At 61.8% G+C, this 23,179-nt stretch carries 21 protein-coding genes; 2 read left to right on the top strand and 19 right to left on the bottom strand.

Going from position 1 to position 23,179, the window contains the following annotated elements; genetic code table 11:
* Nucleotide 1 precedes the first annotated feature (1 nt).
* Entirely contained in the window at nucleotides 2-508 is a 507-nt protein-coding gene (locus FEV16_RS12310; RefSeq protein ID WP_138167932.1) for a MaoC/PaaZ C-terminal domain-containing protein, read from the top strand.
* On the opposite strand, the gene FEV16_RS12305 is transcribed toward FEV16_RS12310, so the two are convergent.
* The 4 genes from FEV16_RS12305 to FEV16_RS12290 all read right to left on the bottom strand — a co-directional run bounded on the left by FEV16_RS12305 (nucleotide 491) and on the right by FEV16_RS12290 (nucleotide 6,396).
* Entirely contained in the window at nucleotides 491-2,140 is a 1,650-nt protein-coding gene (locus FEV16_RS12305) for an ABC transporter ATP-binding protein (protein ID WP_138167931.1), read from the bottom strand. The genes FEV16_RS12310 and FEV16_RS12305 overlap by 18 nt on opposite strands.
* Nucleotides 2,137-3,309 carry an ABC transporter permease gene (locus FEV16_RS12300; protein ID WP_138167930.1) on the bottom strand — a complete coding sequence of 391 codons (1,173 nt, stop codon included), beginning with the start codon at nucleotides 3,307-3,309 and terminating at the stop codon, nucleotides 2,137-2,139. The genes FEV16_RS12305 and FEV16_RS12300 overlap by 4 nt, the downstream gene beginning before the upstream one ends.
* Entirely contained in the window at nucleotides 3,306-4,418 is a 1,113-nt protein-coding gene (locus FEV16_RS12295; protein ID WP_138167929.1) for a microcin C ABC transporter permease YejB, read from the bottom strand. The genes FEV16_RS12300 and FEV16_RS12295 overlap by 4 nt, the downstream gene beginning before the upstream one ends.
* A gap of 67 nt (nucleotides 4,419-4,485) precedes the next feature.
* Nucleotides 4,486-6,396, bottom strand: coding sequence for an extracellular solute-binding protein (locus tag FEV16_RS12290; RefSeq protein WP_138167928.1), 1,911 nt, complete (start codon nucleotides 6,394-6,396; stop codon nucleotides 4,486-4,488).
* Nucleotides 6,397-6,553: 157 nt separating this feature from the next.
* On the opposite strand from FEV16_RS12290, the gene FEV16_RS12285 reads away from it, so the two are divergent.
* The gene (locus tag FEV16_RS12285; RefSeq protein ID WP_138167927.1) at nucleotides 6,554-8,002 is read left to right on the top strand and encodes an NAD-dependent succinate-semialdehyde dehydrogenase; all 1,449 of its coding nucleotides are present in this window, start codon (nucleotides 6,554-6,556) and stop codon (nucleotides 8,000-8,002) included.
* Here FEV16_RS12285 and FEV16_RS12280 read toward each other — a convergent pair whose 3' ends face one another.
* From FEV16_RS12280 to miaB, 15 genes are all read right to left on the bottom strand, one after another.
* Complete coding sequence (locus tag FEV16_RS12280; protein ID WP_138167926.1) at nucleotides 8,003-9,511, bottom strand: bifunctional UDP-sugar hydrolase/5'-nucleotidase; 1,509 nt, start codon at nucleotides 9,509-9,511, stop codon at nucleotides 8,003-8,005.
* Nucleotides 9,512-9,708: 197 nt separating this feature from the next.
* A complete protein-coding gene (locus FEV16_RS12275; RefSeq protein WP_138167925.1) occupies nucleotides 9,709-11,184 on the bottom strand; it encodes an ammonium transporter in 1,476 nt (491 codons plus the stop codon).
* 32 nt (nucleotides 11,185-11,216) lie between these two features.
* Nucleotides 11,217-11,555, bottom strand: coding sequence for a P-II family nitrogen regulator (locus tag FEV16_RS12270; RefSeq protein ID WP_138167924.1), 339 nt, complete (start codon nucleotides 11,553-11,555; stop codon nucleotides 11,217-11,219).
* 351 nt (nucleotides 11,556-11,906) lie between these two features.
* The gene (gene tesB, locus FEV16_RS12265; protein ID WP_138167923.1) at nucleotides 11,907-12,782 is read right to left on the bottom strand and encodes an acyl-CoA thioesterase II; all 876 of its coding nucleotides are present in this window, start codon (nucleotides 12,780-12,782) and stop codon (nucleotides 11,907-11,909) included.
* A gap of 14 nt (nucleotides 12,783-12,796) precedes the next feature.
* Entirely contained in the window at nucleotides 12,797-13,018 is a 222-nt protein-coding gene (locus tag FEV16_RS12260; RefSeq protein ID WP_138167922.1) for a Trm112 family protein, read from the bottom strand.
* An 11-nt stretch (nucleotides 13,019-13,029) separates the two neighbouring features.
* Entirely contained in the window at nucleotides 13,030-13,698 is a 669-nt protein-coding gene (locus tag FEV16_RS12255; protein WP_138167921.1) for an LON peptidase substrate-binding domain-containing protein, read from the bottom strand.
* Between the two features lie 15 nt (nucleotides 13,699-13,713).
* The gene (locus FEV16_RS12250; RefSeq protein WP_138167920.1) at nucleotides 13,714-14,607 is read right to left on the bottom strand and encodes a co-chaperone YbbN; all 894 of its coding nucleotides are present in this window, start codon (nucleotides 14,605-14,607) and stop codon (nucleotides 13,714-13,716) included.
* Between the two features lie 65 nt (nucleotides 14,608-14,672).
* A complete protein-coding gene (gene trmB / locus FEV16_RS12245; RefSeq protein ID WP_138167919.1) occupies nucleotides 14,673-15,356 on the bottom strand; it encodes a tRNA (guanosine(46)-N7)-methyltransferase TrmB in 684 nt (227 codons plus the stop codon).
* Between the two features lie 124 nt (nucleotides 15,357-15,480).
* The gene (gene metK, locus FEV16_RS12240; protein ID WP_138167918.1) at nucleotides 15,481-16,671 is read right to left on the bottom strand and encodes a methionine adenosyltransferase; all 1,191 of its coding nucleotides are present in this window, start codon (nucleotides 16,669-16,671) and stop codon (nucleotides 15,481-15,483) included.
* A 124-nt stretch (nucleotides 16,672-16,795) separates the two neighbouring features.
* A complete protein-coding gene (locus tag FEV16_RS12235; protein ID WP_138167917.1) occupies nucleotides 16,796-17,221 on the bottom strand; it encodes a helix-turn-helix domain-containing protein in 426 nt (141 codons plus the stop codon).
* 257 nt (nucleotides 17,222-17,478) lie between these two features.
* Nucleotides 17,479-19,116 (bottom strand): apolipoprotein N-acyltransferase, encoded by a 1,638-nt coding sequence (gene lnt / locus FEV16_RS12230; RefSeq protein WP_138167916.1) that lies wholly within the window; start codon nucleotides 19,114-19,116, stop codon nucleotides 17,479-17,481.
* A 78-nt stretch (nucleotides 19,117-19,194) separates the two neighbouring features.
* The gene (locus FEV16_RS12225) at nucleotides 19,195-20,142 is read right to left on the bottom strand and encodes a hemolysin family protein (protein ID WP_138167915.1); all 948 of its coding nucleotides are present in this window, start codon (nucleotides 20,140-20,142) and stop codon (nucleotides 19,195-19,197) included.
* 9 nt (nucleotides 20,143-20,151) lie between these two features.
* Nucleotides 20,152-20,634 carry an rRNA maturation RNase YbeY gene (gene ybeY / locus FEV16_RS12220; RefSeq protein WP_138167914.1) on the bottom strand — a complete coding sequence of 161 codons (483 nt, stop codon included), beginning with the start codon at nucleotides 20,632-20,634 and terminating at the stop codon, nucleotides 20,152-20,154.
* Nucleotides 20,635-20,636: 2 nt separating this feature from the next.
* Complete coding sequence (locus tag FEV16_RS12215) at nucleotides 20,637-21,680, bottom strand: PhoH family protein (protein ID WP_138167913.1); 1,044 nt, start codon at nucleotides 21,678-21,680, stop codon at nucleotides 20,637-20,639.
* A complete protein-coding gene (gene miaB / locus FEV16_RS12210; protein WP_171015220.1) occupies nucleotides 21,677-23,080 on the bottom strand; it encodes a tRNA (N6-isopentenyl adenosine(37)-C2)-methylthiotransferase MiaB in 1,404 nt (467 codons plus the stop codon). The genes FEV16_RS12215 and miaB overlap by 4 nt, the downstream gene beginning before the upstream one ends.
* Nucleotides 23,081-23,179 lie beyond the last annotated feature (99 nt).

The following is a 23,179-nucleotide window of genomic DNA, read 5'->3' as shown; positions in this document are numbered from 1 at the left end:
CATGACGAAGAAGCTTTATCTCGAAGATCTTCGCGTCGGGCAGCGGCTGCGCTCAAAGAGCGTCACGATCAGCGCTGAAGACATCATCCGCTTCGCGCGCCAGAATGATCCGCAGTATTTTCATCTCGACGAAAAGGCCGCAAAGGACAGCATGTTCGGTGGGCTTGTCGCGAGCGGCTGGCAGACGGGCGCGTTGAGCATAAAGCTCCTCATCGAGTCGGCCGATCCGCCTTTCGCAGGCGGGCTCGTCGGCGTCGAGGCGCATATCGCCTGGAAGCTGCCGGTGCGGCCCGGCGATTCTCTGAGAGTGGAAGCCGAAGTGACGCGGATCGTTCATCCGCGCCGCCATAGGGATCGCGGCTTCGTTTCGATGGATATGGCGACCTATAATCAGCGTGACGAAGCCGTTCTGACGCAACGCGTCACGGTTGTCGCCTTTCGTGATCCCGCCCGCGCTGGCGTTAGCTCGAACGGCGAGACGCTCTCGGACTCATTTTCCGCCGAGTGAATTGCCCGAAATCGGCTCCGCCTCATTGCGAAAGGCCGCCGCGAAAAGCGCGCGCGTATAATCGCTCTTGGGCTCGGCAAACACCTGGGTCGCCGGTCCTTCCTCAACCACCTTGCCGTAGCGCATGACGATGAGATGCGCGGCGAGCGCTTTCACCACGCGCAGATCGTGGCTGATGAAGAGATAGGCGAGCGAGCGGCGCCGCTGGAGGTCGCGCAATAGATCGATGATCTGCGCTTGCACGGACATATCGAGCGCCGACGTCGGCTCATCGAGCACGACGAATTTTGGCTCGAGCACCATGGCGCGCGCGATGGCGATGCGCTGTCGCTGGCCGCCGGAAAATTCGTGCGGATAGCGATCCATCGTCGATGGATCGAGTCCGGTCTCCTGTAGCGCGCGCGCAACGATTTCGCGGCGCTGATCAAGCGTAAGTTCGGGCCGTTGCACGGTGAGCCCTTCGGCGACGATATCCGCCACTGACATGCGCGGAGAAAGCGAACCATATGGGTCCTGGAAAACGATCTGCATGTCGCGGCGAAGCGGACGCATGGAGTCGACGCTCTTGCCGTCGATGCGTTGCCCGAGGAAAGCGATCGGCCCCTCTGAGCGAATGAGCCGCAGCATGGCGAGCGCCAGCGTCGTCTTGCCGGAGCCGGACTCGCCGACGACGCCGACAGTCGCGCCCTCGCGCACCTCGACCGTGACGCCGTCGACCGCCTTCACATGACCAACCGTGCGACGCATGAAGCCGCGCTTGATCGGAAACCAGACGCGCAGTTCTTCGGCCGATGCGACAACAGGGGCTTGCGTGTTTTCGACGATTGGCGCGCCCTTTGGCTCCGCCGTAAGCAGCGCCTTGGTGTAAGGGTGACGCGGCGATGTGAAGACTTCTTCCACCTGGCCCTGCTCGACGATGCGGCCCTTTTGCATGACGCAGACCGTATCGGCGAAACGGCGCACGAGTCCGAGGTCGTGCGTGATGAACAGCATCGCCATGCCGTAGGTTTCTTGCAGCCGCTCCAACAGCGCGAGGATTTGCGCCTGGACGGTGACGTCGAGCGCCGTCGTCGGCTCGTCGGCGATGAGCAGATCGGGTTTGTTGGCGAGCGCCATGGCGATCATGACGCGCTGACGTTGGCCGCCTGAGAGCTGATGCGGATAGGCGTTAAGCCGCGCCTGAGGATCGGGTATGCCGACTTCTCCGAGAAGCTCAACGACTCGCTTGCGAACGGCCTTTTCGCCGCGCATGCCATGCAGTTCGAGAATTTCCGCAATCTGCTGCTCGATCGTGTGCAGCGGATTGAGCGAGGTCATCGGCTCCTGGAAAACCATCGTGATGCGCGCGCCGCGGACGGCGCGCAGCCGATCGTCGTCAATCGCGAGCATATCCTGGCCGTCGAAGAGCGCTTCGCCGGACGCGATCGCGCCAGGAGGAAGCAGACGCACGATCGACAGCGCGCTGATCGACTTGCCGGAGCCAGATTCGCCGACGAGCGCAAGCGTCTTGCCGCGCTCGAGAGAGAAGGAGGCGCGATCGACCGCTTTTGTCTCGCGTCCGCCTTGCAGAAAGGAGACCGAGAGATCGCGAACGTCGAGGAGGGGAGACGCTGCAGCGCCGTGAGCCGTCACCGGAAATTCTTCCTCGGGTCGAAGGCGTCGCGGACCGCCTCGCCAACAAAGACCAGGAGCGACAACATCAGCGCGATGATGGCGAAGCCGGTCAATCCCAGCCATGGAGCCTGAAGATTGGATTTTCCCTGCAACAATAGTTCGCCGAGGGACGGCGAACCGGGCGGCAGGCCAAACCCCAGAAAGTCTAGCGCCGTAAGAGTCGTGATCGACGAATTGAGAATAAACGGCAGGAAGGTCAGCGTCGCCACCGTCGCGTTGGGCAGCAGATGCTTGATGATGATGCGGAAGTTGGAGAGCCCGAGAGCGCGCGCGGCGTTGACATATTCAAAATTGCGCGCGCGCAGGAACTCGGCGCGTACGACATGCACCAGCGACACCCAGGAGAAGAGCAGCAGGATGCCGAGCAGCACGAAAAATCCGGGCGTCAGGAACGATGAAACGATGATCAGCAGATAGAGCTGCGGCAGCGACGACCAGACTTCGATGAAGCGCTGGAAGACAAGATCGACGCGCCCGCCGAAATAGCCCTGTATCGCGCCTGCCGCGACGCCAACGATCGAGGAAACCGTCGCCAGGATCAGCCCGAACAGAACTGAAATTCGAAATCCGTAGAGCAGGCGCGCCACTACGTCGCGGCCCTGATCGTCGGTGCCGAGCCAATTATATTCGAGAGCGGCGCAGCCCCGATTGGGTTGGCCCGGCCGCAGGCCTTTCGCCGCGGCGACCTCGCATTGCTTCTGCGTCAGCATCCAGGTCGGCGGCGACGGCGCCGGCGTCGGCAGCTCCAGATTATGCGTGTCATAGGAAAAGTGGATCGGCGGCCAAAGCATCCAGCCATGCGCGTTGATCTCGTCGGCGATCACAGGATCGCGATAATCGGTGCGCGCCAGGAAGCCGCCGAATTTCTCTTCTGGATAAGAGACGAAGGCCGGAAACAGCAGTTCGCCTTTATACCAAGCGAGAATAGGGCGATCATTCGCCAGGAAATTCGAACCGAGCGACATGAGGAACAGAGTCATAAAGATCCAGAACGACCAGTAGCCGCGCCTGTTGGCCTTGAAACTTTCCAGGCGACGTCGATCGAGCGGCGTAAGCCGCAGCCAGCCTTCGCGATGAAGGGGAGGCGCAAGAACAGGTTCGGCTTCGACTGCTGCGCTCACCATCATACCTCGCGCGTTTCGAAATCGATGCGCGGATCGATCCAAGTATAGGTGAGATCGGAAATGAGATTCACCACAAGTCCGAGCAGCGCGAAGATGTAGAGATTGGCGAAAACGACCGGATAGTCACGGTTGACGATGCTCTCGAAGGAGAGATAGCCGAGTCCGTCGAGCGAGAAAATCGTTTCGATAAGCACCGAACCGGTAAGAAAGGCGTGCACGAAAGCGCCAGGGAAGCCGGCGATGACGATCAGCATGGCGTTGCGAAACACATGGCCATAAAGCACGCGCCGCTCGGTGAGGCCCTTCATGCGCGCGGTCTGCACATATTGCTTGCGGATTTCATCGAGAAACGAGTTCTTCGTCAGAAAGGTCTGCGTCGCGAAGGCTCCGAGCGTCATTGCGGTGACGGGCAGAACGATATGCCAGAGGTAATCCTTCATTTTGTCAAAGAGCGAGAGCTGCCAGAAGTCGTCCGACGTCAGGCCGCGCAGCGGGAAAATCTGCCAGAAAGAGCCCCCTGCGAAGAGCACGATCAGCAGCATCGCAAAAAGAAAACTCGGAATGGCGTAGCCGATGATGACGGCGTTCGACGTCCACATGTCGAATTTTGTTCCGTCACGCACCGCCTTGGCGATGCCGAGCGGAATTGAGATCGAGTAAGAGAGAAGCGTCATCCAAAGACCGAGCGAAATCGAGACGGGAAGTTTCTCGCCGATAAGCTTGATGACGCTTTCGTCGCGAAAATAACTGCGGCCGAAGTCGAACATCGCATAATTCTTCACCATCAGCAGAAAGCGCTCCCAGGCCGGCTTGTCGAAGCCGAACTGCTTCTCGAGCTCCGCGATGAATTTCGGATCAAGTCCCTGAGCGCCGCGATATTTTGAGGCGGTTTCAGCGGCCATCGTGCCTGTCTGGCTCGCGCCGCCCTGTCCGACATCACCCCCGCCGCCGGAGAAGCGTCCGGTCGCGCCGACGTCGAAGCCTTGCAGTTGCGCGATGATGCGTTCCACCGGTCCCCCCGGCGCGAACTGCACGATGGCGAAGGAGATGAGCATGATGCCGAGGATCGTCGGGATCATCAGCAGCACGCGGCGGGCGATATAGGCTCCCATTAAGCTCTCACGTTTTCTTGCGCCGGCGTCGCGTCCGACGGCCTCGCATCAGGCGAAAAGATCGTTTTCAGCGCCCAGCAAAGTTGATCTTGCGCGCCTTGTCGTCGTCCCACCACCAGGTCCATAGCACGCCCGTGTCGAACTTCGGCGCCCGCTCCGGCTGGCCAAATAGATCCCAATAGGCGAAGCGATGCACCGGATTATACCAATGGGGAACCCAGTAACGCTCCGAGCGCAAGGCGCGGTCGAGCGCTCGGCAACAAATGACGAGTTCTTCGCGCGTTTGCGCCTGAAGCGCCTTTTCGACCAGCGCGTCGATCGCCGGATTGGAGACGCCCGGCAAATTGCGTGAGCCGGGGACGTCGGCGGTTTTTGAGCTGAAATAAGCGCGAAGCTCCTCCCCGGGACTCCAGCTCATCATCAGCACGTCGTGGACGATGTCGAAGTCGAAATCCTCGAGACGCTTCTTATATTGAGCGGCGTCGACGACGCGAATGCGCGCGGTGACGCCAAGAAGCTTCAAATTCTTGATGAAGGGCTGCGTATGCCGCTCGAAGACGCTCGAATTGTCAAGAAACTCGAATTCAAGCGGCGTTCCGTCGGGCAGGCAGAGAACGCCGTCCTTGCGCGTGCAGCCGGCGGCGACAAAAAGATCATTCGCCTTTTTTAAGAGGCTGCGGTCCTGTCCCGAGCCGTCAGAGACAGGCGCGACAAAGGGCTCGCCAAAAACTTCAGCGGGAAGATCGGCGCGATAGGGCTCGAGCAGGGCCTTTTCCTGTTCGCTCGGCAGTCCCTTCGCTTCGAGCTCGGAATTTTCGAAGTAGGATGAGATTCGCTTATAGGCGTCATACATCAGGTTGCGGCTTGTCCATTCATAGTCGAAGGCGTAGCCGATCGCTTCACGCACGCGCGGATCCTTGAAGATCTTCCGTCGCGTGTTGAAGAACCATCCCTGGATCTGCGGAATATTGTTGTTAGGCGTTGTCGTGCGCTTGACGCGGCCGTCCTTGAAGGCTGGAAAATCATAGCCCGTCGCCCAGACGCGGGCGATGTTTTCCTCGCGTTCCGTGAACGCGCCCGCCTTGAACGCCTCGAAGGCCACCTGGCTGTCGCCGAAATATTCGAAGCGGACGACATCGAAGTTGCCTTGCCCTAGGGCGACAGGAAGGTCCTTTGCCCAATAGTCGGGATTTCGATGATAGGCGATGAAGCGGCCTTGCTCGAAGGCGCCAACCTTGTAGGGCCCAGACCCAAGCGGCGGCTCCAACGTCGTCGCCTCGAAGTCGCGGTCCTTATAATAGGCGCGCGAGAAAATAGGCTGACCGACGACGCTCACCGGCAGATCGCGGGTGCGACCGGGAGCGAAACGCACGACAAGAACGTCGTCCGCCTCCGCTTCAGCGCTTTCGAGATCACGCAGCAATTGGCTGATAACGGGATGGCCCTTGCTCTTGAGAATGTTGAGCGAAAAGGCGGCGTCATGCGCCGTCAGCGGCGAACCGTCGTGAAAGCGCGCTTCCTTGCGCAAAAGGAATGCGTAAGTGAGTTTATCTGCCGAGATACGCACCTTCTTCGCGACGAGTCCGTAATAGGCGTCGCGCTCGTCGAGGCTCTGGTTCATCAGGCTGTCGAAGACGAGCGACATGCCTGTCGCGGGATTGCCGCGCAATACATAGGCGTTGAAACTGTCGTAGGTCGGGCTCGCCGGCGACAGCGCCAATGTTCCGCCCTTTGGCGCTTTCGGATTGACGTAGCCGAAATGTTTGAAGTCGGCCGGCTCGGCAAGGTCGCCGAACGTGGAAAGCCCATGGCTCTCGGTCTCGCCCGGAGCGAGAGCGCCGAAGCGGTTCGAGGCGGCGGCAGATGCGTCCGGCTTGGCCAGCGCGCGCGGCGTCAACAGGGCTGTGGCGCCGGCGCCGATAACAAAGCGACGGGAGAGGCGAATGCGCGTCAGATCGACGATCTTGGAATGAGCCAAAAGTGACCTCAGGCGGAGGAGCGCGTGGCCGGCCGCTGCCCATGGGCCGCAATTATGTCGGTTTTTAGCGGGTTCGCTAGCGGCCCCATAAGGACCGTCACGCCGCCTTGGCATTTTTATCAAAACTGCGCGACAAGCCGCCAGAGGACATCAAAAAATGAATCAAATCAACCTCGGCCTTCGCGAGCAGGGTTTTATCGACGGCGTGTGGGTCGACGCCGAGAATGGCGCAACCTTCGCCGTTAATAATCCGGCTACTGGCAAGATCATCGGCCAAGTTCCCGACATGGGCGTCGCAGAGACGCGCCGGGCGATCGAGTCTTGCGCACGAGCGCTGCCAAGCTGGCGGGATGGCGCCGCCAAGGAGCGCGCGCATGTGATGCGCCGCTGGTTCGAACTGATCATGTCGGATCAGGAACGGCTCGCGCGCATCATCACCGCAGAGATGGGCAAGCCGCTTGCCGAGGCGCGCGGCGAAATCGCCTACGCGGCGAGTTTCATCGAATGGTTCGCGGAGGAGGGACGGCGCATTTACGGCGACGTGATACCAGGGCCGACCGACCGCCGTCTGCTCGTCTTCAAACAGGCGATCGGCGTCGCGGCCGCGATCACGCCATGGAACTTCCCCTCCGCCATGTTTGCGCGCAAGGTTGGAGCTGCGCTCGGCGCAGGCTGCACGATGGTGGTGAAGCCTGCGGAGCTCACGCCCTTTTCGGCGCTCGCGCTGGCGGAGCTTGCCGAGCGCGCTGGCGTGCCCTCGGGCGTGGTCAATGTGGTGACGGCGAAAGACCCCGCGCCGGTCGGGCTCGAATTCACCAAGAATCCTCTCGTGCGCAAGCTGACCTTCACCGGTTCGACCGAAGTCGGCAGGATCTTGCTGCGACAGGCGGCCGAGAACATCCAGAAATGTTCGATGGAGCTTGGCGGCAACGCGCCGCTCGCCATCTTTGAAGACGCCGATCTCGATCGCGCGGTCGCGGGCGCCGTCGCAACGAAATATCGCAATAGCGGCCAGACATGCGTTTCGGCGAACCGCATTATCGTTCACGCCTCGATCATCGACGCCTTCGCCGAAAAGCTTGCGGCTGCGGCGCGCGCGTTGAAGGTCGGCGATGGGACGCAGGATGGCGTCGCCATCGGACCGTTGATCGAAGAAGCGGCGGTTGAAAAGGTCGAGCGTCACGTCGCCGACGCGATTGCGCATGGCGCAAAGGTTCTCACCGGCGGCGCCCGCCACGCGCTCGGCGGCGCTTTCTTTCAGCCGACCGTGCTCGCCAATGTGCCGGCCGACTCGCTCATCTTCAACGAAGAGACATTCGGTCCCGTCGCGCCCCTCATCTCGTTTGAAACTGAGGCCGAAGCGGTGCGCCTCGCTAACGCCACGCCTTACGGCCTCGCGGCGTATTTCTATAGTCGCGATGTCGCCCGCGTCATCCGCGTCGCCGAGCAGTTGGAGTTCGGCATGGTCGGCGTCAATGAAACGCTCATTTCGACCGAAGTGGCGCCTTTCGGCGGCGTCAAACATTCTGGGTTGGGACGCGAAGGATCACGCTACGGCGTCGATGACTATATCGAGATCAAATATGTATGCCTTGGCGGACTTTGATCACTCGATCTTGATGCGGCCGTCGACCGCAGGCGCGATCGCGCCGATTTTTTCAATTGCGTCGGCAATGACGCTCGTCAGCAGGGGGCCCTCAAGCTCGCTGACGAGCGGCTTGCCGCGCGTAAGCGCGACATAGCCGTCCTTGCCGTGCGCGAGAAAATCGGTGGTCGCGACTTTATAGAGCTTTGCATCGGCGAGCGGTTTGCCGCCGATCTCGATTGATAGAAGGCGCGATCCTGGAACCGCGTCGCGCCGCACGACGATTCGGGCGCCGGAAATCTGCCCGAAGCGGCCAGCGTCCTTATCGATCATCCACACGGCGTTTTCCAAGGCCGCGCGCAGATCGGCGCCTGAAACCTCTAAAGTCACAACCTTATCGTTGAACGGCAACTCCCTGGCGACGTCCTTACGCGTCAGTTTGGTTCCGGGCGCATAGCTCCGATTGCCGCGTATGCCGCCGCCATTGAGGATCGCGACGTCTGCGCCTGTCGCGACGCGCATTGCTTCCGTAAAAAAGTCACCGATCGCCGTCTCTTGCGTGCGAACGCTCGTCTTGCGGCTGTCGAGCGGCGTCTTCGTCACGCCGATATCAACGTCGAGCGCCTTGTCGACCGCAGCTTGATATTGCGCCACGCTCTCCGCAATCGCGGCGTCGGGCGCAACGTCCGCCGTGTCGATGATGCGAAACCTTGGCGTCCATCGCGTTCGTCCATCGGAGCCTTTGCGAATCTCTACGTCGATCGCGACGAGATTGACGCCATCGGCCTGAGTTTCGCCGAGCGCGGCGCGTCCGTCGTAGGCGACAAGGAGATTATGGTCGTGCCCGGACAGAACGATGTCGATCGGTCCGAGCTTCACGAGACGTAGATCGTCCTGCCATTCGGAATGCGTAATCACGACGACGAGGTCGGCGCCGGCGTCGCGCAGCGCCTGCGCTTGAAGTTTTGCGGTCTCGATCGCCGGCAGAAATTTCAGAGTTCCGGGACTAGATCTTCTCGCGGCTTCGTCATCGGTCAGGCCGAAGAGGCCGACCTTCATACCCTCGATGTCGATGATTTTGCTGTCGGCGAAGCCGGGCAGGGGATGGTCCGAGGCGTCGCGCAGATTTGCGGCGAGCAGTGCGAATTTCGCTTCGCCCATGCGCTGGCGAAACACCGTTTCGCCGAAATCGAATTCGTGATTGCCGGGCGTGAATACATCGAGGCCAGCGCGGTTGAGGAGGTCGATGATGTGCGCGCCCTTATCGACGCTGGACGTGAGCGAGGGCGACAGCGTGTCGCCGGCGTGCGCGACGAGAATGTTTTTCGCTTTTGCGCGCTCGGCTTTGATCGCGCCAGCGACGCGCGCGAACCCGCCGCGTCCGTCCCTTTCAGCCATTTCATAGATATCGCTGAAGACGACGAAAGTGAGATTGACGACGCGTTCGGCGGCGCGGGCGGGAAGGATTGGGGTTCCAAGCGCAAGAGCTAAGAAAAGAAGGAAAATGCGCCGACTGACAAACCGCGACATAGTGCTCGCTCGCTCTCGCTTCGAATGACGAACAATCTGCCGGCGCTCGATGACGAGGGCAATACGTGCGGTGTGCGCTCACCTTCTCCCTATGGGAGACGGATGTGCGCAACGTCAGCTAGCGCGATAACGACTCAAGTAAAAAAAGAAACGGCCCCCGTGGGCGCCGTTTCGCATCGCGTCAGGAGACTAAGCCGTTAGTAGTTGTAAGCGCGCTCGCCGTGATCGGTGATGTCGAGGCCTTCGCGCTCTTGATCAGGCGTCGGCCTCAGACCGACGATGATATCGACGAGCTTGAAGAGGATCGCCGAACCGATGCCAGACCACAGAAGCGTGGCGACGACGGCGATGCCTTGCGCCTTCATCTGCGTCACCATGTCGTAAGTTCCCGCGTAGGTTTCCAGATTGGTGTAGTCGGTGATGCCGACGCCGCCGAGATCGGGATTGACCAGAATGCCCGTCGCCAGCGCGCCGGTGATGCCGCCGATGCAGTGCACGCCGAACACGTCAAGCGCGTCGTCATAGCCCGCCATCTTCTTCACGAAATCGACGAAGAAGAGACAGATCGGCGAAACGGCGAGGCCAAGAACGATGGCGCCGACCGGACCAGAGTAGCCGGAGGCCGGCGTCACCGCGACGAGGCCTGCGACTGCGCCGGTGATGAGGCCGAGCATCGAAGGTTTGCCCTTCACCAGCCATTCGACGATCATCCAGGAGAGCGCCGCGGCCGCCGTCGCCACCATGGTGTTGACGAAGGCGAGCGCCGTCGTGCCGTTCGCCTCGAGGTTCGACCCGGCGTTAAAGCCGAACCAGCCGACCCACAGCAATGAGGCGCCGACCATCGACAGGGTGAGCGAATGCGGCGGCAAGGCCTCCTTGCCGAAGCCGATGCGCTTGCCGACGATGATCGCCCCGACGAGACCCGCGATGCCGGCGTTGATGTGCACGACCGTGCCTCCGGCGAAGTCCAGAGCGCCCTTGCCCGCGAGCCAGCCGACGGCGCCGTTGATCTCGTCGATCTTGGCTTGCGCGGCCGCTTTCGCCGCTTCGTCGCCAGCTGCTGCGAGCTGCGTCGCGGCGTCGACCAGAGCGTTCGGATCAGCGACGCCCCACACCCAATGCGCAATCGGGAAGTAGATGACCGTCACCCAGAAGGCGACGAACAGCAGTACGGCTGAGAACTTCATGCGCTCCGCGAAGGCGCCGATGATGAGCGCCGGGGTGATCATCGCGAAGGTCATCTGGAAGACGAAATACGCGTATTCCGGAATGACGTGGCCCGGCGTGAAGGTCGCCGCGTTGGAAGCGGCTGTCACGCCTTTCAGGAACAGCTTGTTAAAGCCGCCGATGTAATTGCTGAGCGATCCGCCGTCGCCGAAAGCGAGCGAATAGCCGTAGATCGTCCAGATCACGCCGACGAGCGCGACGATCGCGAAAGTTTGCGAGAGAATTGACAGCGCATTCTTGGCGCGCACCAGGCCGCCATAAAAAAGCGCGAGGCCGGGGATCGACATCATCAGCACCAAGGCCGATGAGGTCAGCATCCAGGCGGTGTCGCCAGGATTGGGCGTCGGATCATTCGCGGCGAAGGCCGGAAAGGCCAGAAAGGCCAAGATCGCCGCTCCCGCGATGACCGAAGCGACAGAAGCGCTTCGAGGCGAAGGAAGTTTCATGTGCAAAAGCTCCTAATGTTGCGGGAGGGCGATCAAAGCGCGTCGGCGTCGGTTTCGCCGGTGCGGATGCGGATGGCGCGCTCGAGCGGCGTGACGAAAATCTTTCCGTCGCCGATCTGTCCGGTGCGCGCGGTGTTGGAGATTGCCTGGATCACTTGATCGACGACGGCCGCATCGACGGCGACTTCAATTTTGAGCTTCGGCAAGAAACTGATCGCATACTCTGCGCCGCGGTAAATTTCGGTGTGTCCCTTCTGACGTCCGTAGCCCTTGACTTCAGTCACGGTAAGGCCGTGCACGCCGATGTTGGTCAGCGCGTCGCGGACCTCATCGAGCTTGAACGGCTTGATGATCGCTGTGACGATTTTCATCTGCCAATCCTGTTGTTATCGACCTCGTTGGCGAGCGTCGCTCGCTTGACGGCGTCGTTTTGGTCGCGGCTTGCGGGAAGGACTCCGCCGCGTCGCGCATTGGCGCTTTCAAATGGCGTGCCAGCCGCGCTGACGCCTGAATTTACTGATGGGAAGCGTCTTTACCGTGACGCCGGCTATGCTGCCGCTTGCAGCCGCGGTTCGGCTATTGCCTTTGCAGGCCTCGACTATGCGCTCTGGCGCTCACCGAACCACGCTCGCGCCGGCGCTTTCGCACGGGACGGAGCCGCCCAGTTAGGCGCCTAGAATTTATGCAGAATCTGACCAATTGCCTCCAGCGCGGGCAGTCATTCAAGACCGCGCCGCGTCGCGCAGGCGCACCAAGCCTTCCTGGCTCACCGAGGCGACGAGTCGGCCGTCGCGGCTAAAGATCTGACCGCGCGTCAAGGCGCGCGCGCCGCCGGCCCACGGACTTTGCTGCGCATAAAGCAGCCACTCGTCGACGCGCAGCGGCCCGTGAATCCAGAGCGCGTGATCAAGGCTCGCGACCTGGATCTTCGGATCGAAGATGGTCAGGCCGTGAACGAGCAGCGCCGTATTGAGCAGAGTCATGTCTGAAAGATAGGCGAGCAGCGCAGTGTGAATGACGGGATCGTCCGGCAGCGCGCCGCGTACGCGAAACCAGATCATCTGGCCGGCGGCGCGGCGTTCGGGGAAAAACACATTGTCCGGCGCGACGACGCGCATATCGAGCGCGCTTCGGCGCTTGAGCCAGCTCTCGGCCTGTTCCGGAAGGAAGGCGCGAAAGCGCTCGACGAGCGCATGCATGTCGTCGAGGCTTTCAGGGTCCGGCGCGTCCGGCATTTGGGTCGCGTGCGAGAGGCCTTCTTCGTGACGCTGAAATGACGCCTCCATCGAAAAGATCGTGTGCCCGCGCTGGGTCGCGTTGCAGCGCCGGGTCGTGAAGCTTTTGCCGTCGCGCACGCGTTCGACGGCAAAGTCGATCGGCGTTGACGGATCGCCGGCGAGTACGAAATAGCCGTGCAGCGAATGAACGGGACGCTCGGCGGGCACAGTGCGCGTCGCGGCGACAAGCGCTTGCGCAATCGCCTGTCCGCCATAGACCTGGCGGCCGGAAGAGGACGGGCTGTGCCCCCTGAAGAGGTCTTCTCCCACCTCCTCGAGATCGAGAAGCGCCAGAAGCTTCGAGGCGACAGGTTCGTCCATCTCGGACGAGACGATCAGTCGATCTGACGCGCCTCTTCAGGCAGCATGATGGGAATGCCGTCTCGGATCGGATAGGCGAGCCGCGCCGAGCGCGAGATCAGCTCCTGTCGCGCGCTGTCATATTCGAGCGTGGTCTTGGTCAGCGGACAGACCAGGATTTCGAGCAAGCGGGGGTCAATCCGCGTCGGTTCTCCCGATTCAAGCTTCTCGGCGCCGGGCTCGCGTTCGTCAGTCATGCTCAGTTTCCTCAATGCCACTGTGGCCGATTGCCGTGCCGCTGCGCGAGATCGAGCTTCGCGAGCGCGATCAGCGTTTCCGCGCGGGTCTTCAAATCAATCGCTTCGATCAGCGCCTGCTTGTCGTTGTCGCCGAACGGACACATCATCGCCAGCGCATTGACGAGCGTCTCTGTCGGAGCCGCGTCGATGCTCGCCCAGTCGACTTCGAGTTTCGAACATTCGGCGAAGTTGCGCAACATCGACACCATGCTTTCGCGATCGACCGCGTCAGCGCCGGCGCCCGCCTCAAGGTCCTCCGCAAATTCGTCGTAGCTGACCCGACACTGCCGGAATGGCGTTTGAACCGTCAGCTCCTCAAGGATGCGAAACCGCGCCACGCCGGTAAGAGTGATGAGATAGCGGCCGTCTCCAGTCTCGGCGAAACGCGTGATCCGTCCGGCGCAGCCGACGCCATAGAGGTTAGTCGCTTCGGCGATTGTGTCGTCGCCTGGCAATGGCTGGATCATGCCGATCAGGCGGGCGCCGGCGATGGCCTCGTCGACCATCGCAAGATAGCGCGGCTCGAAGACATTGAGCGGCAGTTCGCCGCGCGGCAGCAATATGGCGCCTGAAAGCGGAAAGAGCGGCAGAACTGTCGGCAATTCGCTGACGTCGGCATAGGGATGGTTCAAGCTCATATGGCGAACGCCTCTCTATGAGTAGAGCAGCGTGGACAGCCGCCGCCGCGCGGTCACGGCCGCCTTGTCCATCGGTCCCCACGCCTCGAAAAACTGGATGAGTTGCTTCCTTGCCCCATCGTCATTCCAACTACGGTCGCGTCGGATGATTTCAAGCAGCGCATCTGCCGCTTCCTCGCGCAGCCCTTTGGCGTTGAGCGCCAGCGCGAGATCGAAATAGGCCTGGAGGTCGTTGGGATCGAAATTGATCCGATTTCTCAGATCGTCGACCTCGCCGAGATCCTGAGCCTGCTCCGCGTTCTGAAGCGCGGCCGCCGCGGCCGCGACTTCGCTGTCGCGTCGCGCCGCTTCCGGAAGAACATCGAGGAGCGCCCCGGCGTCGTCGATACGTCCTGAGTCGATATAGAGACGCATCAAGACGGCGGCGGCCTTGGCGTTGGGCGCTTCGCCGCTGGCAAGTTCTCCAAGCAGCGATTCGGCGCCCGCGAGGTCGCCGTCCGCGATCATCGCCTGCGCCGCTTCCAGCGCATCGCTTTCGTCCTCGATAGGGCCCACAAGCCGCTCTAGAAAACCCTTGATCTGACTTTCCGGCAGCGCGCCGACGAATCCGTCGATAGGCCGTCCGCGTTGAAAGGCGACGACCGCAGGGATCGACTTGACGCCGAGCTGATCGGCGATCAGCGGGTCCGCGTCGATGTTCATTTTGACGAGCGCGATCTTGCCGCCGGTTGCGGCGACAAGACGCTCGATGACAGGCGCGAGCTGGCGGCAAGGTCCGCACCACGGCGCCCAGAAATCCACGAGCACGATCTGCCGCATCGACGCGTCGAGAACGTCGGCGCGGAACCGATCCGTCGTCGTTTCGATCGGCGTCGTCGGCGCGCCAGCCATTCCGGCCGTCTCAACCATGCGCTTCTCCCCTCATCGTGGTCCTCGGCAGTCTGATTTTGGAGGCTTTGCCGTATTGCGCCCGCTCAGCGCTGCTCTCGGACGAAAGTCAGATAGACCGGATTGCGGCCCTGGGCCATGGCTTTGGCTTCATATTTAGTTCGGGTCCAGCCCCGCCACGGCGCGAGCCAGTCGTCGCCGCGCTGTGCGCGCCAGCCGAAGGCAGGGTGTGCGCGCACGCGCGCCAGGGTCCAGGCCGCGTAGTCGTCGATATCTGTGGCGAAGCGCAGTTCCGCGCCCGCGCGCATCGTTCGAGCCAAACGGTCGAGGTTGTCGCGCGCGATGAAGCGCCTTTTGCGATGACGCCGTTTGGGCCAGGGATCGGGATAGAACAGATACACACGCGACAGGCTGTCCGCCGGTAACCAGTCGAGAACGTCCACGGCGTCGCCCTGATGCAGTCGGATGTTCGTCAGGCCGCGTTCTTTGATGCGAGCGAGGAGTTTCACCACGCCATTGATGAAGGGTTCGCAGCCGATAAAATCGAGTTCTGGATTCTCAGTGGCGGCGGCGATCAAATGCTCGCCGCCGCCAAAGCCGATTTCGAGATGCGTTTCTCGCGTAAAGGGCGCCGGCGGCTGCGACAGGTCGAGCGACAGACGCGGCAGGAGCTCCGCGACCAGGGTGGCCTGATGCTTGCGGAGCGCCTTGCCTTTCGAGCGGCCATAGAGGCGCCCGTGGGGGCCGCGTTGCTGAGGGGTCTCGCTCATAAGCGCTGACTGGCCGCGCTCGATGGACGTCTCGCGCCGCGTTTCTCCTCGTCCGTCTCACAGGGACGGAACAAGCAGCGCCGCGCTTCAATCGCCTTCCGAATCGATCCTCGATCGGCCGAATTTACGCGAAATGCGATTGCAGCTGGTCGACGAGGTCGGTTTTTTCCCACGAGAAGCCGCCCTCCGCGTCAGGCGTCCGGCCGAAATGGCCGTAAGCTGAGGTGCGGGCGTAGATGGGTCGGTTGAGCTGAAGATGCTCGCGGATGCCGCGCGGCGAAAGCCGGAAGAGCTGAGGCAGGACTTCTTCCACCTTCTCTTCGCAAACCTGGCCGGTGCCATGCAGATCGACATAGATCGAGAGCGGCTCGGCGACGCCGATCGCGTAGGACAACTGCAGCGTGCAGCGGTCGGCGAGCCCAGCCGCGACGATATTCTTGGCGAGGTAGCGGGCGGCGTAAGCGGCGGAACGATCGACCTTGGTTGGATCCTTGCCGGAGAATGCGCCGCCGCCATGGGGCGCTGCGCCGCCATAGGTGTCGACAATGATCTTGCGGCCGGTGAGGCCGGCGTCGCCGTCCGGGCCGCCGATGAAGAATTTGCCCGTCGGATTGACGTGCCAAACGGTCGTGTTGGTGATCCAACCGTCGGGTAGCGCGGCGCGGATGTAGGGCTCTGCGAGGCTGCGAATGTCGCCGGGCGACAGGCTTTCGTCGACATGCTGATGCGACAGCACGATCTGCGTCGCCTCGACGGGCTTGCCCTCGACATAGCGAACGGTGACCTGGCTCTTGGCGTCGGGGCCGAGGCCCTTTTCCTTGCCGCTGTGGCGCGCCTCCGCGAGCCGCTCCAAAATCTTGTGCGAATAATAGAGCGGCGCCGGCATCAGTTCCGGCGTTTCGCGCACGGCATAGCCAAACATGATGCCCTGGTCGCCCGCGCCTTCGTCCTTGTTACCGGCGGCGTCAACGCCCTGCGCGATGTCGACCGACTGCTCGTGCAGCAGCACTTCCACATTCGCGGTGTTCCAGTGGAAGCCGCGCTGCTCATAACCGATGGCGCGAATGGCGTTGCGCGCGATCTCGGTGATGCGCTCGAAGGGGATATGCGGTCCGCGCACTTCGCCAGCGATGACGACGCGGTTTGTCGTCGCCAGAGTTTCGGCCGCGACACGAATGGCGTAAGGGTCGATGCCCGCCTTCGGACCCTCACGGAAAAACTCGTCAACGATCTCGTCTGAAATGCGGTCGCACACTTTGTCCGGATGGCCTTCGGAAACGGACTCGCTCGTGAAAAGATAATTCTTCCGGGTCACTTCCGATCTCCGATCGCTTCGAGGAAGAGTTGAATAACTGCGGAGCAGGCGGGTCCATCTGCCAGCGCCCGTTCGGTGCGTCAAGCCGAAAAGCCCTAATCGTTCGTTTTGGAGAACGAGATCGCTACTTCCCCGAGGGCTCGGACTGCTCCGCGAGCGTCGTCACGAGATCGAGCACGCGCTTGCGCACCTTGGGGTCGCGGATACGGGCAAAGGCGCGATTGAGATGCAGGCCTTCCGACGTGGACAGGAAATCGACCACGTATTGGGAAGAGGATTCCTCCGCAAATCCCCCGGATTGCGCTGACGGGCCGCCCGGCGCGTCTTCGAAAAAAAACGATGGCGGCACTTTCAAAATTTTCGAAATCTGCTGGAGGCGGCTCGCGCCGATGCGATTGGTCCCCTTCTCGTATTTCTGCACTTGCTGGAAAGTGATTCCGAGCGCTTCTCCAAGCTTCTCCTGGCTCATTTTCATGAGAGTGCGCTGCATCCGCACGCGGCTGCCGACATGACGATCGATCGGATCTGGCGCCTTCTTCAACTCTACCATTCCTGTTCCTTTGACGGCTTCGCGCGGGCGCAAGCGAGTATAGCTAGCAAGTATCTGAATTTAAAACAATATCAGCATTGTGGCGGTCAGATTCGATCCTTCCCGCATAAGCCGGACTTTTCCCGGGGATAGGCGATATGCGCCGCAGGCCATGAAAATCTTGCAGCATCCTCCCCTTAAGACAAGCGCTTAGCTTGCCGCCAAGATTGTTTCCGACGAAGCGAGCCGCCATGAGCGCGCCATGCGAGCGAAAATAGCTAACGACGGGCGGCGCCGAGCAAGGCCAACGCCGTCGCCGCCGCAAGGAGCAACGGAAAGGCCAACGCACCATGAAGGGCAAAGGCGGTAGACGCCGCCTCTTTCGGCAGGCGTCCGTCAATGACGCCTTCTTGGCCTAGCGGAAGCGACTGAAGCATACGGCCGTAGGCGTCGATGATCGCCGAGACGCCAGTATTGGCGACGCGGATCATCGGCAGGCCTTCCTCAATGGCGCGAAGGCGCGCTTGCGCCAAGTGCTGATAGGGGCCGGTCGTGTGGCCGAACCATCCGTCATTAGTGACGTTGAGGAAGAGCCGCGGCCGTTCTGCCGCGCCGGGCTGTATCGTCTCGCCCGAGAAAATCGCCTCGTAGCAGATGAGCGGCGCGATCGGCGGTAGACCCGGCGCGGCGAGTAGGCGCGGACCCGCGCCGCGGTCCCATATGCCCGGAACGAGATGGTTGATTCCAAGCGGCCGCAGTAGTTCCTCGAGCGGCAGATATTCGCCGAATGGAACGAGATGAACCTTGTCGTAGAAGGCGAGGATCGTCTCTCCTTGCAGCGCCTCGATCGAATTGAAAATCCTGCCGCGGCGTCCGCCGCCTTCGCCTTCGGCCCGCGCGGCGCCGGTCAAAAGCATGCCTCCCTTAAGCGCGCGGGCGATCGCCGTCACCGCCTCCGGATGGTTGGAAAGAACATAGGGAAACGCCGACTCAGGCCAGATGAGATGGGTGACTCCGGCGAGTCCGGAAGGCCGCGCTTCCGTGGCGCCTTCCGAGAGGGCGAGATAGCGGCGCAATATCCACTCGCCGTTCTCGGGGCGAAACTTCGCGTCCTGAGGAAGATTTGGCTGCATCAGGCGCAGTGTGACGCCTTCGACGTATTCGGTTTCGTTCGCGCCGAGCCGAAATGCGCCATAGGCGAGCATCAGCACGGCGAGAACCGTTGCGCCCAACATGGTCCAGTTAATTCGGCCGGCGCCGCGAGGGCGGCGATCGATGAGCGTTGCTGGCGCGGCGAAAATGACGATCGCGAGAATGTCGAGGCCATAGAGGCCGACGAGAGACGCCGTCTGGGCCAGGGGGCCGGCGCCGGCGAGCGTCATGCCGAAATCATTCCAGGGGAAACCCGTGAACAGATGGCCGCGCAGCCACTCTGCGGCGCCCAATCCCGCGGCGAGCGCAAAGACGCGGGCGCCGCCCGTCGACCACAAAAGGCGCGCTGCAGCGAACCCTGCCGCCGGAAAGAGCGCAAGAACCGCCGGCAGCCCGAACACCGCAAGGGGGAGGGCCCAGGCGAATTGGTCGGCCTCGACGAGCATTGCGGCGCCCATCCACCAGAGGCCCGCCACGAAGTAGCCGAAGCCCAGCCACCAGCCGGCGCCAGCGGCCGAGAGGATCGGCGCCAGGGCGAAACGATTTGAATTTTCGCTCTCCGCCGCGCCGTCGATGAGCCAAACGGCGACGGTGAGCGTTGCGAACATGGCGGGAATGAAGTCGAATGGCGCGAGGGCGAGAGCGCCGGCGGCGCCTGCGCAAAATGCTATGGCGCGCCGCGTCCAGCCGCGGGCGAGAACGATACGTTGCGGAAGGGAGGGCGCCGTCGCGCCTGCGTCGGCGATCTCGGCAAGTTGCGCCATCGGACCTCAAAGCCCTGCGAATCGGCCCGGGCCGACTTTAAAGCGATTCAGCGGACAATTTTACGCGCCAGGGTCCTTTCACGCCGGCCGTCGCGCCCGCACACGCAGCTTGCCCAACCGTCGGGGATCCGCATCAACGATCTCGAACTCGTACGCCTCGACCGGCGTTGGAATGATCTCTCCGCGCATCGGCACGCGACCCGCGAGCCAGGCGACAAGGCCTCCGAGCGTTGTCACTTCGGCAGGCGTGTCTTCGAGTCTGAAGTCCACGCCGAGCCTCGCCGTGACTTCGTCGAGGTCGGCGCGGCCATCAATGATGTAGTCGCCGTTCTCGAGCGCGACGAAAACTGACTCCTCGACGACGTCATGTTCGTCCTCGATGTCGCCGACGATCATCTCCATGATGTCCTCGATCGTCACGAGGCCGTCGGTGCCGCCATATTCGTCGATGACGAGCGCCAGATGCGTGCGCGTCGCCTGCATCCGGATCAAAAGATCGAGCGCTGGCATCGAGCGCGGCACGAACAGCACCGGTTTGAGCAAATTGGCCTGCGATAGCGGCGTGTCGAAATCGATCCTCTTCGGTTCGCCCGTCGCGGCGCCGGCGCTCTCGCGCCGATCGGCGCAACAGGCAATATGAGTGACGAAATCGCGGATGTGGATCATTCCGCGCGGGTCGTCGAGCGTATCGGCGTAGGCAGGCAGCCGCGAGTGGCCAGCGTTGCGGAACAGTTCCAGCGCTTCGCGAAGCGGCGCGTCGAGCGAAATCGCAATGATGTCGGCGCGCGGAATCATCGCGTCATCGACGCGCATATCGTGCAGACCGAGCACGTTTTTCAAAAGCGCGCGCTCGTGCGGCGTCACGTCGCCCGCAGACTCTTCGAGCCTGTCTTCGATGTCCTCGCGCACTGAGGCTGGGGCGAAACCAAGAAGGCCGCGCAGCCTGTCGATGAGGTTGGGGCGTGATCCCTCGCCAGTTCGCCTTAATGGAATTGGATCGTCGGCGTTATCGTATTGCGTCGACATGCGCTTAGTTCAATTCGCTCCGCCCGCCGGCCCGTCTGCATATGGGTCGGGAAATCCTAGCGCTGTTGCGATCTTACGCTCCAGCGACTCCATCCGCTCGGCTTCTGCGGCGGTCTGGTGATCATATCCGATCAGATGCAGAAATCCATGCGCGACCATATGGGCCGTGTGGGCGCGCAAAAGCTTGCCCTGCTCCTCCGCCTCCCTGGCCACAGTTTCGTAGGCGATGATGACATCGCCAAGGAGAGGCTTGTGCTCAAGCGCGCCAGGAGTTGGGAAAGACAGAACATTCGTCGGCTGATCCCTGCCCCGCCACTCGGCGTTGAGCGCCCGGATCGCCGCATCGTCGCAGAATGTGACGCTAAGCTCACATTGCGGCGCGAGAGCGGCGCCGCTTGCGGCAAGACTCTGACGAACGCATTGTTTCGCGAAATCTTCCAAATCTACGACCCGCCGCCAGGCAGGCGCCGCAACATTAACGTCGATCTCCAAAGTCAGGCTTCCCCGCGCGGCTGCTTGTTGGCGCGCGCGGCGCGCTCATAGGCTCCAACGATTTGGCGCACAAGATCGTGACGCACGACGTCGCCTTCCGAAAATCTCACCCGGCCGACGACGTCGAGATCGGAGAGCAGGGTGACCGCTTCCGAGAGGCCCGACTTTTGTCCGGGCGGCAGGTCAGTCTGCGATGGATCGCCGGTCACGATCATGCGCGAGCCTTCGCCAAGCCGGGTCAGAAACATCTTCATCTGCATCGAACTGGCGTTTTGCGCTTCGTCGAGCAGGATGCAGCTTCGCGTCAGCGTGCGCCCGCGCATGAAAGCAAGCGGCGCGACTTCGATGAGACCGGTCTGCATGCCGCGCTCGACCATCCGCGCATCCATGAAATCATGGAGCGCGTCATAGATCGGACGGAGATAGGGGTCGACCTTGTCGCGCATGTCGCCGGGCAAGAAGCCGAGACGTTCGCCGGCTTCGACCGCTGGACGCGACAAAATCAATCTCTCGACCGCGCCTTGCTCCATCAACTGAACGGCGTGGCCGACCGCGAGCCAAGTCTTGCCGGTGCCGGCAGGGCCTTCCGCGAAGACCAATTCGTAGCGCTTGAGCGCGCGCAAATATTGGTCCTGCGCGGCGTTGCGCGCGCGCACCGAACCGCGCTTCCTGGTCATGATCTGTTCGAAAGCGCCGCGCGCGGGCTCGGAATCAGGAAATAGGCTGCGCTGACGCGCGGTCTCTTCGATCGCGCCGTCGACGTCGCCAAGAGTGATTGTCTGCCCCAGAGCCACACGCTCATAAAGCGCCTCGAGCACGCGGCGCGCGTGCTCGCAGGCCTCAGCCTTGCCTTTGAGAGTTACGTGATTGCCATTGGCGAAGGAGGAGACGCGCAGCCGTCGTTCGATCTTGGCGAGATTTTGGTCGTAGAGGCCGAAAACGAGCGAAGCGTGACGATTATTTTCAAAAGCGAGCGTGATTTCCGCTTCGGGCTCAGTCGCTTCCCGTTCCCGTGCGGCGAGCAACGGGTCGTCGATTGTCGTCAAGCCTTCGCCTCCTCGCTCATGAGTCGTGCGCCCAATGAATTGGAGCCCGCCGCGATGATCTTCACACTCGCTTCCCGGCCAATTAGCTCGGTCGGCCCCTCAACATGCACAGCCTGCATATAGGGACTCTTGCCCGCGATTTGCCCCTCGTGTCGGCCGGGCTTCTCAAAAAGCACGTCTACCTCTCGGCCAACCGTCGCTGCGTTAAACGCTTGCCGTTGTTCTTCAAGCAGTGCCTGCAGCGCGGCGAGTCGTTCGCTCTTCACCTTCTCTTCGATTTGATCGTCGCGATCGGCGGCCGGCGTGCCCGGCCGCGGCGAATATTTGAATGAGAAGCTTGATGCGAATCCTACGCCACGCGCCAGCGCCATCGTCGCCTCGAAGTCGGCGTCGCTTTCGCCTGGGAACCCAACGATGAAATCCGACGACAGGGCCACATCCGGCCGAACCTTTCGGATCTTCTCGACAATTGAAAGATATGCGTCTGCGCCGTGCTTGCGGTTCATCGCTTTCAGAATGCGGTCCGAACCGGATTGAACCGGTAGGTGCACATAGGGCATGAGCTTTGGAATCGCGCCATGCGAGTCAATCAACTCCTGCGCCATGTCGACTGGATGACTTGTCGTGTAGCGCAGACGCGTCAGCCCTTCGATCCGCGCCAGCCGATCGAGCAGTCGAGCAAGATTCGATTCGCGGCCATCTACATCCAGCCCGCGATAGGCGTTGACATTCTGCCCAATCAGCGTGATCTCGCAAACGCCCGCGTCAACGAGGCGCTTCGTTTCGGCAATGATCTCTGTGACGGGACGCGACGCTTCGGCGCCGCGCGTGTAGGGCACAACGCAGAACGAACAGAATTTGTCGCAGCCCTCCTGCACGGTGACGAAAGCCGAAACGCCGCGCGTTCGAATTTGCGCGCGGCTTGGCGCGGGCAAAGTGCGAAACTTGTCCTCGACGGCGAAATCCGTATCGGCGACCCGAGCGCCCTTCTTTGCTTGGCGAAGCAATTCCGGAAGGCGATGATAGCTTTGCGGACCGACCACGAGGTCTACCGCGCGCTGGCGCTTGAGCACCTCTTCGCCCTCGGCCTGCGCGACGCAGCCGGCGACGACGATTTTCATATCGCGGCCTTGTGCGTTCAGCGCGCGCTTTGCGATCGCCAGCTTGCCAAGTTCGGAATAGATTTTTTCCGCCGCCTTTTCGCGAATATGGCACGTGTTGAGGATGACGAGATCAGCGTCTTCTTCGCTGTTGGTCTCCGCATAGCCTTCGCGGCCAAGCAGGTCCGCCATGCGCGTCGCGTCATAGACGTTCATCTGGCAGCCGTATGACTTGACCAGAACTTTCGCTGGTGCGCGCTCAGTAGGCGCAGACCGCTCTTCTTCTTCCACCGCGTTCAAAACTTGCGTGCTTATCTCTGTCGCTCCGCTTCGCGACTCGCCTCGAGTCCTATACGCAATAGGCAGTATAAGGATATTTGCTTCGTCCCGTTCGAAAAA

The organism is Methylocystis sp. B8, assembly GCF_005771425.1.
In the GTDB taxonomy this organism is placed as follows: domain Bacteria; phylum Pseudomonadota; class Alphaproteobacteria; order Rhizobiales; family Beijerinckiaceae; genus Methylocystis.
This window is presented reverse-complemented; position numbering and strand designations above follow the sequence as displayed.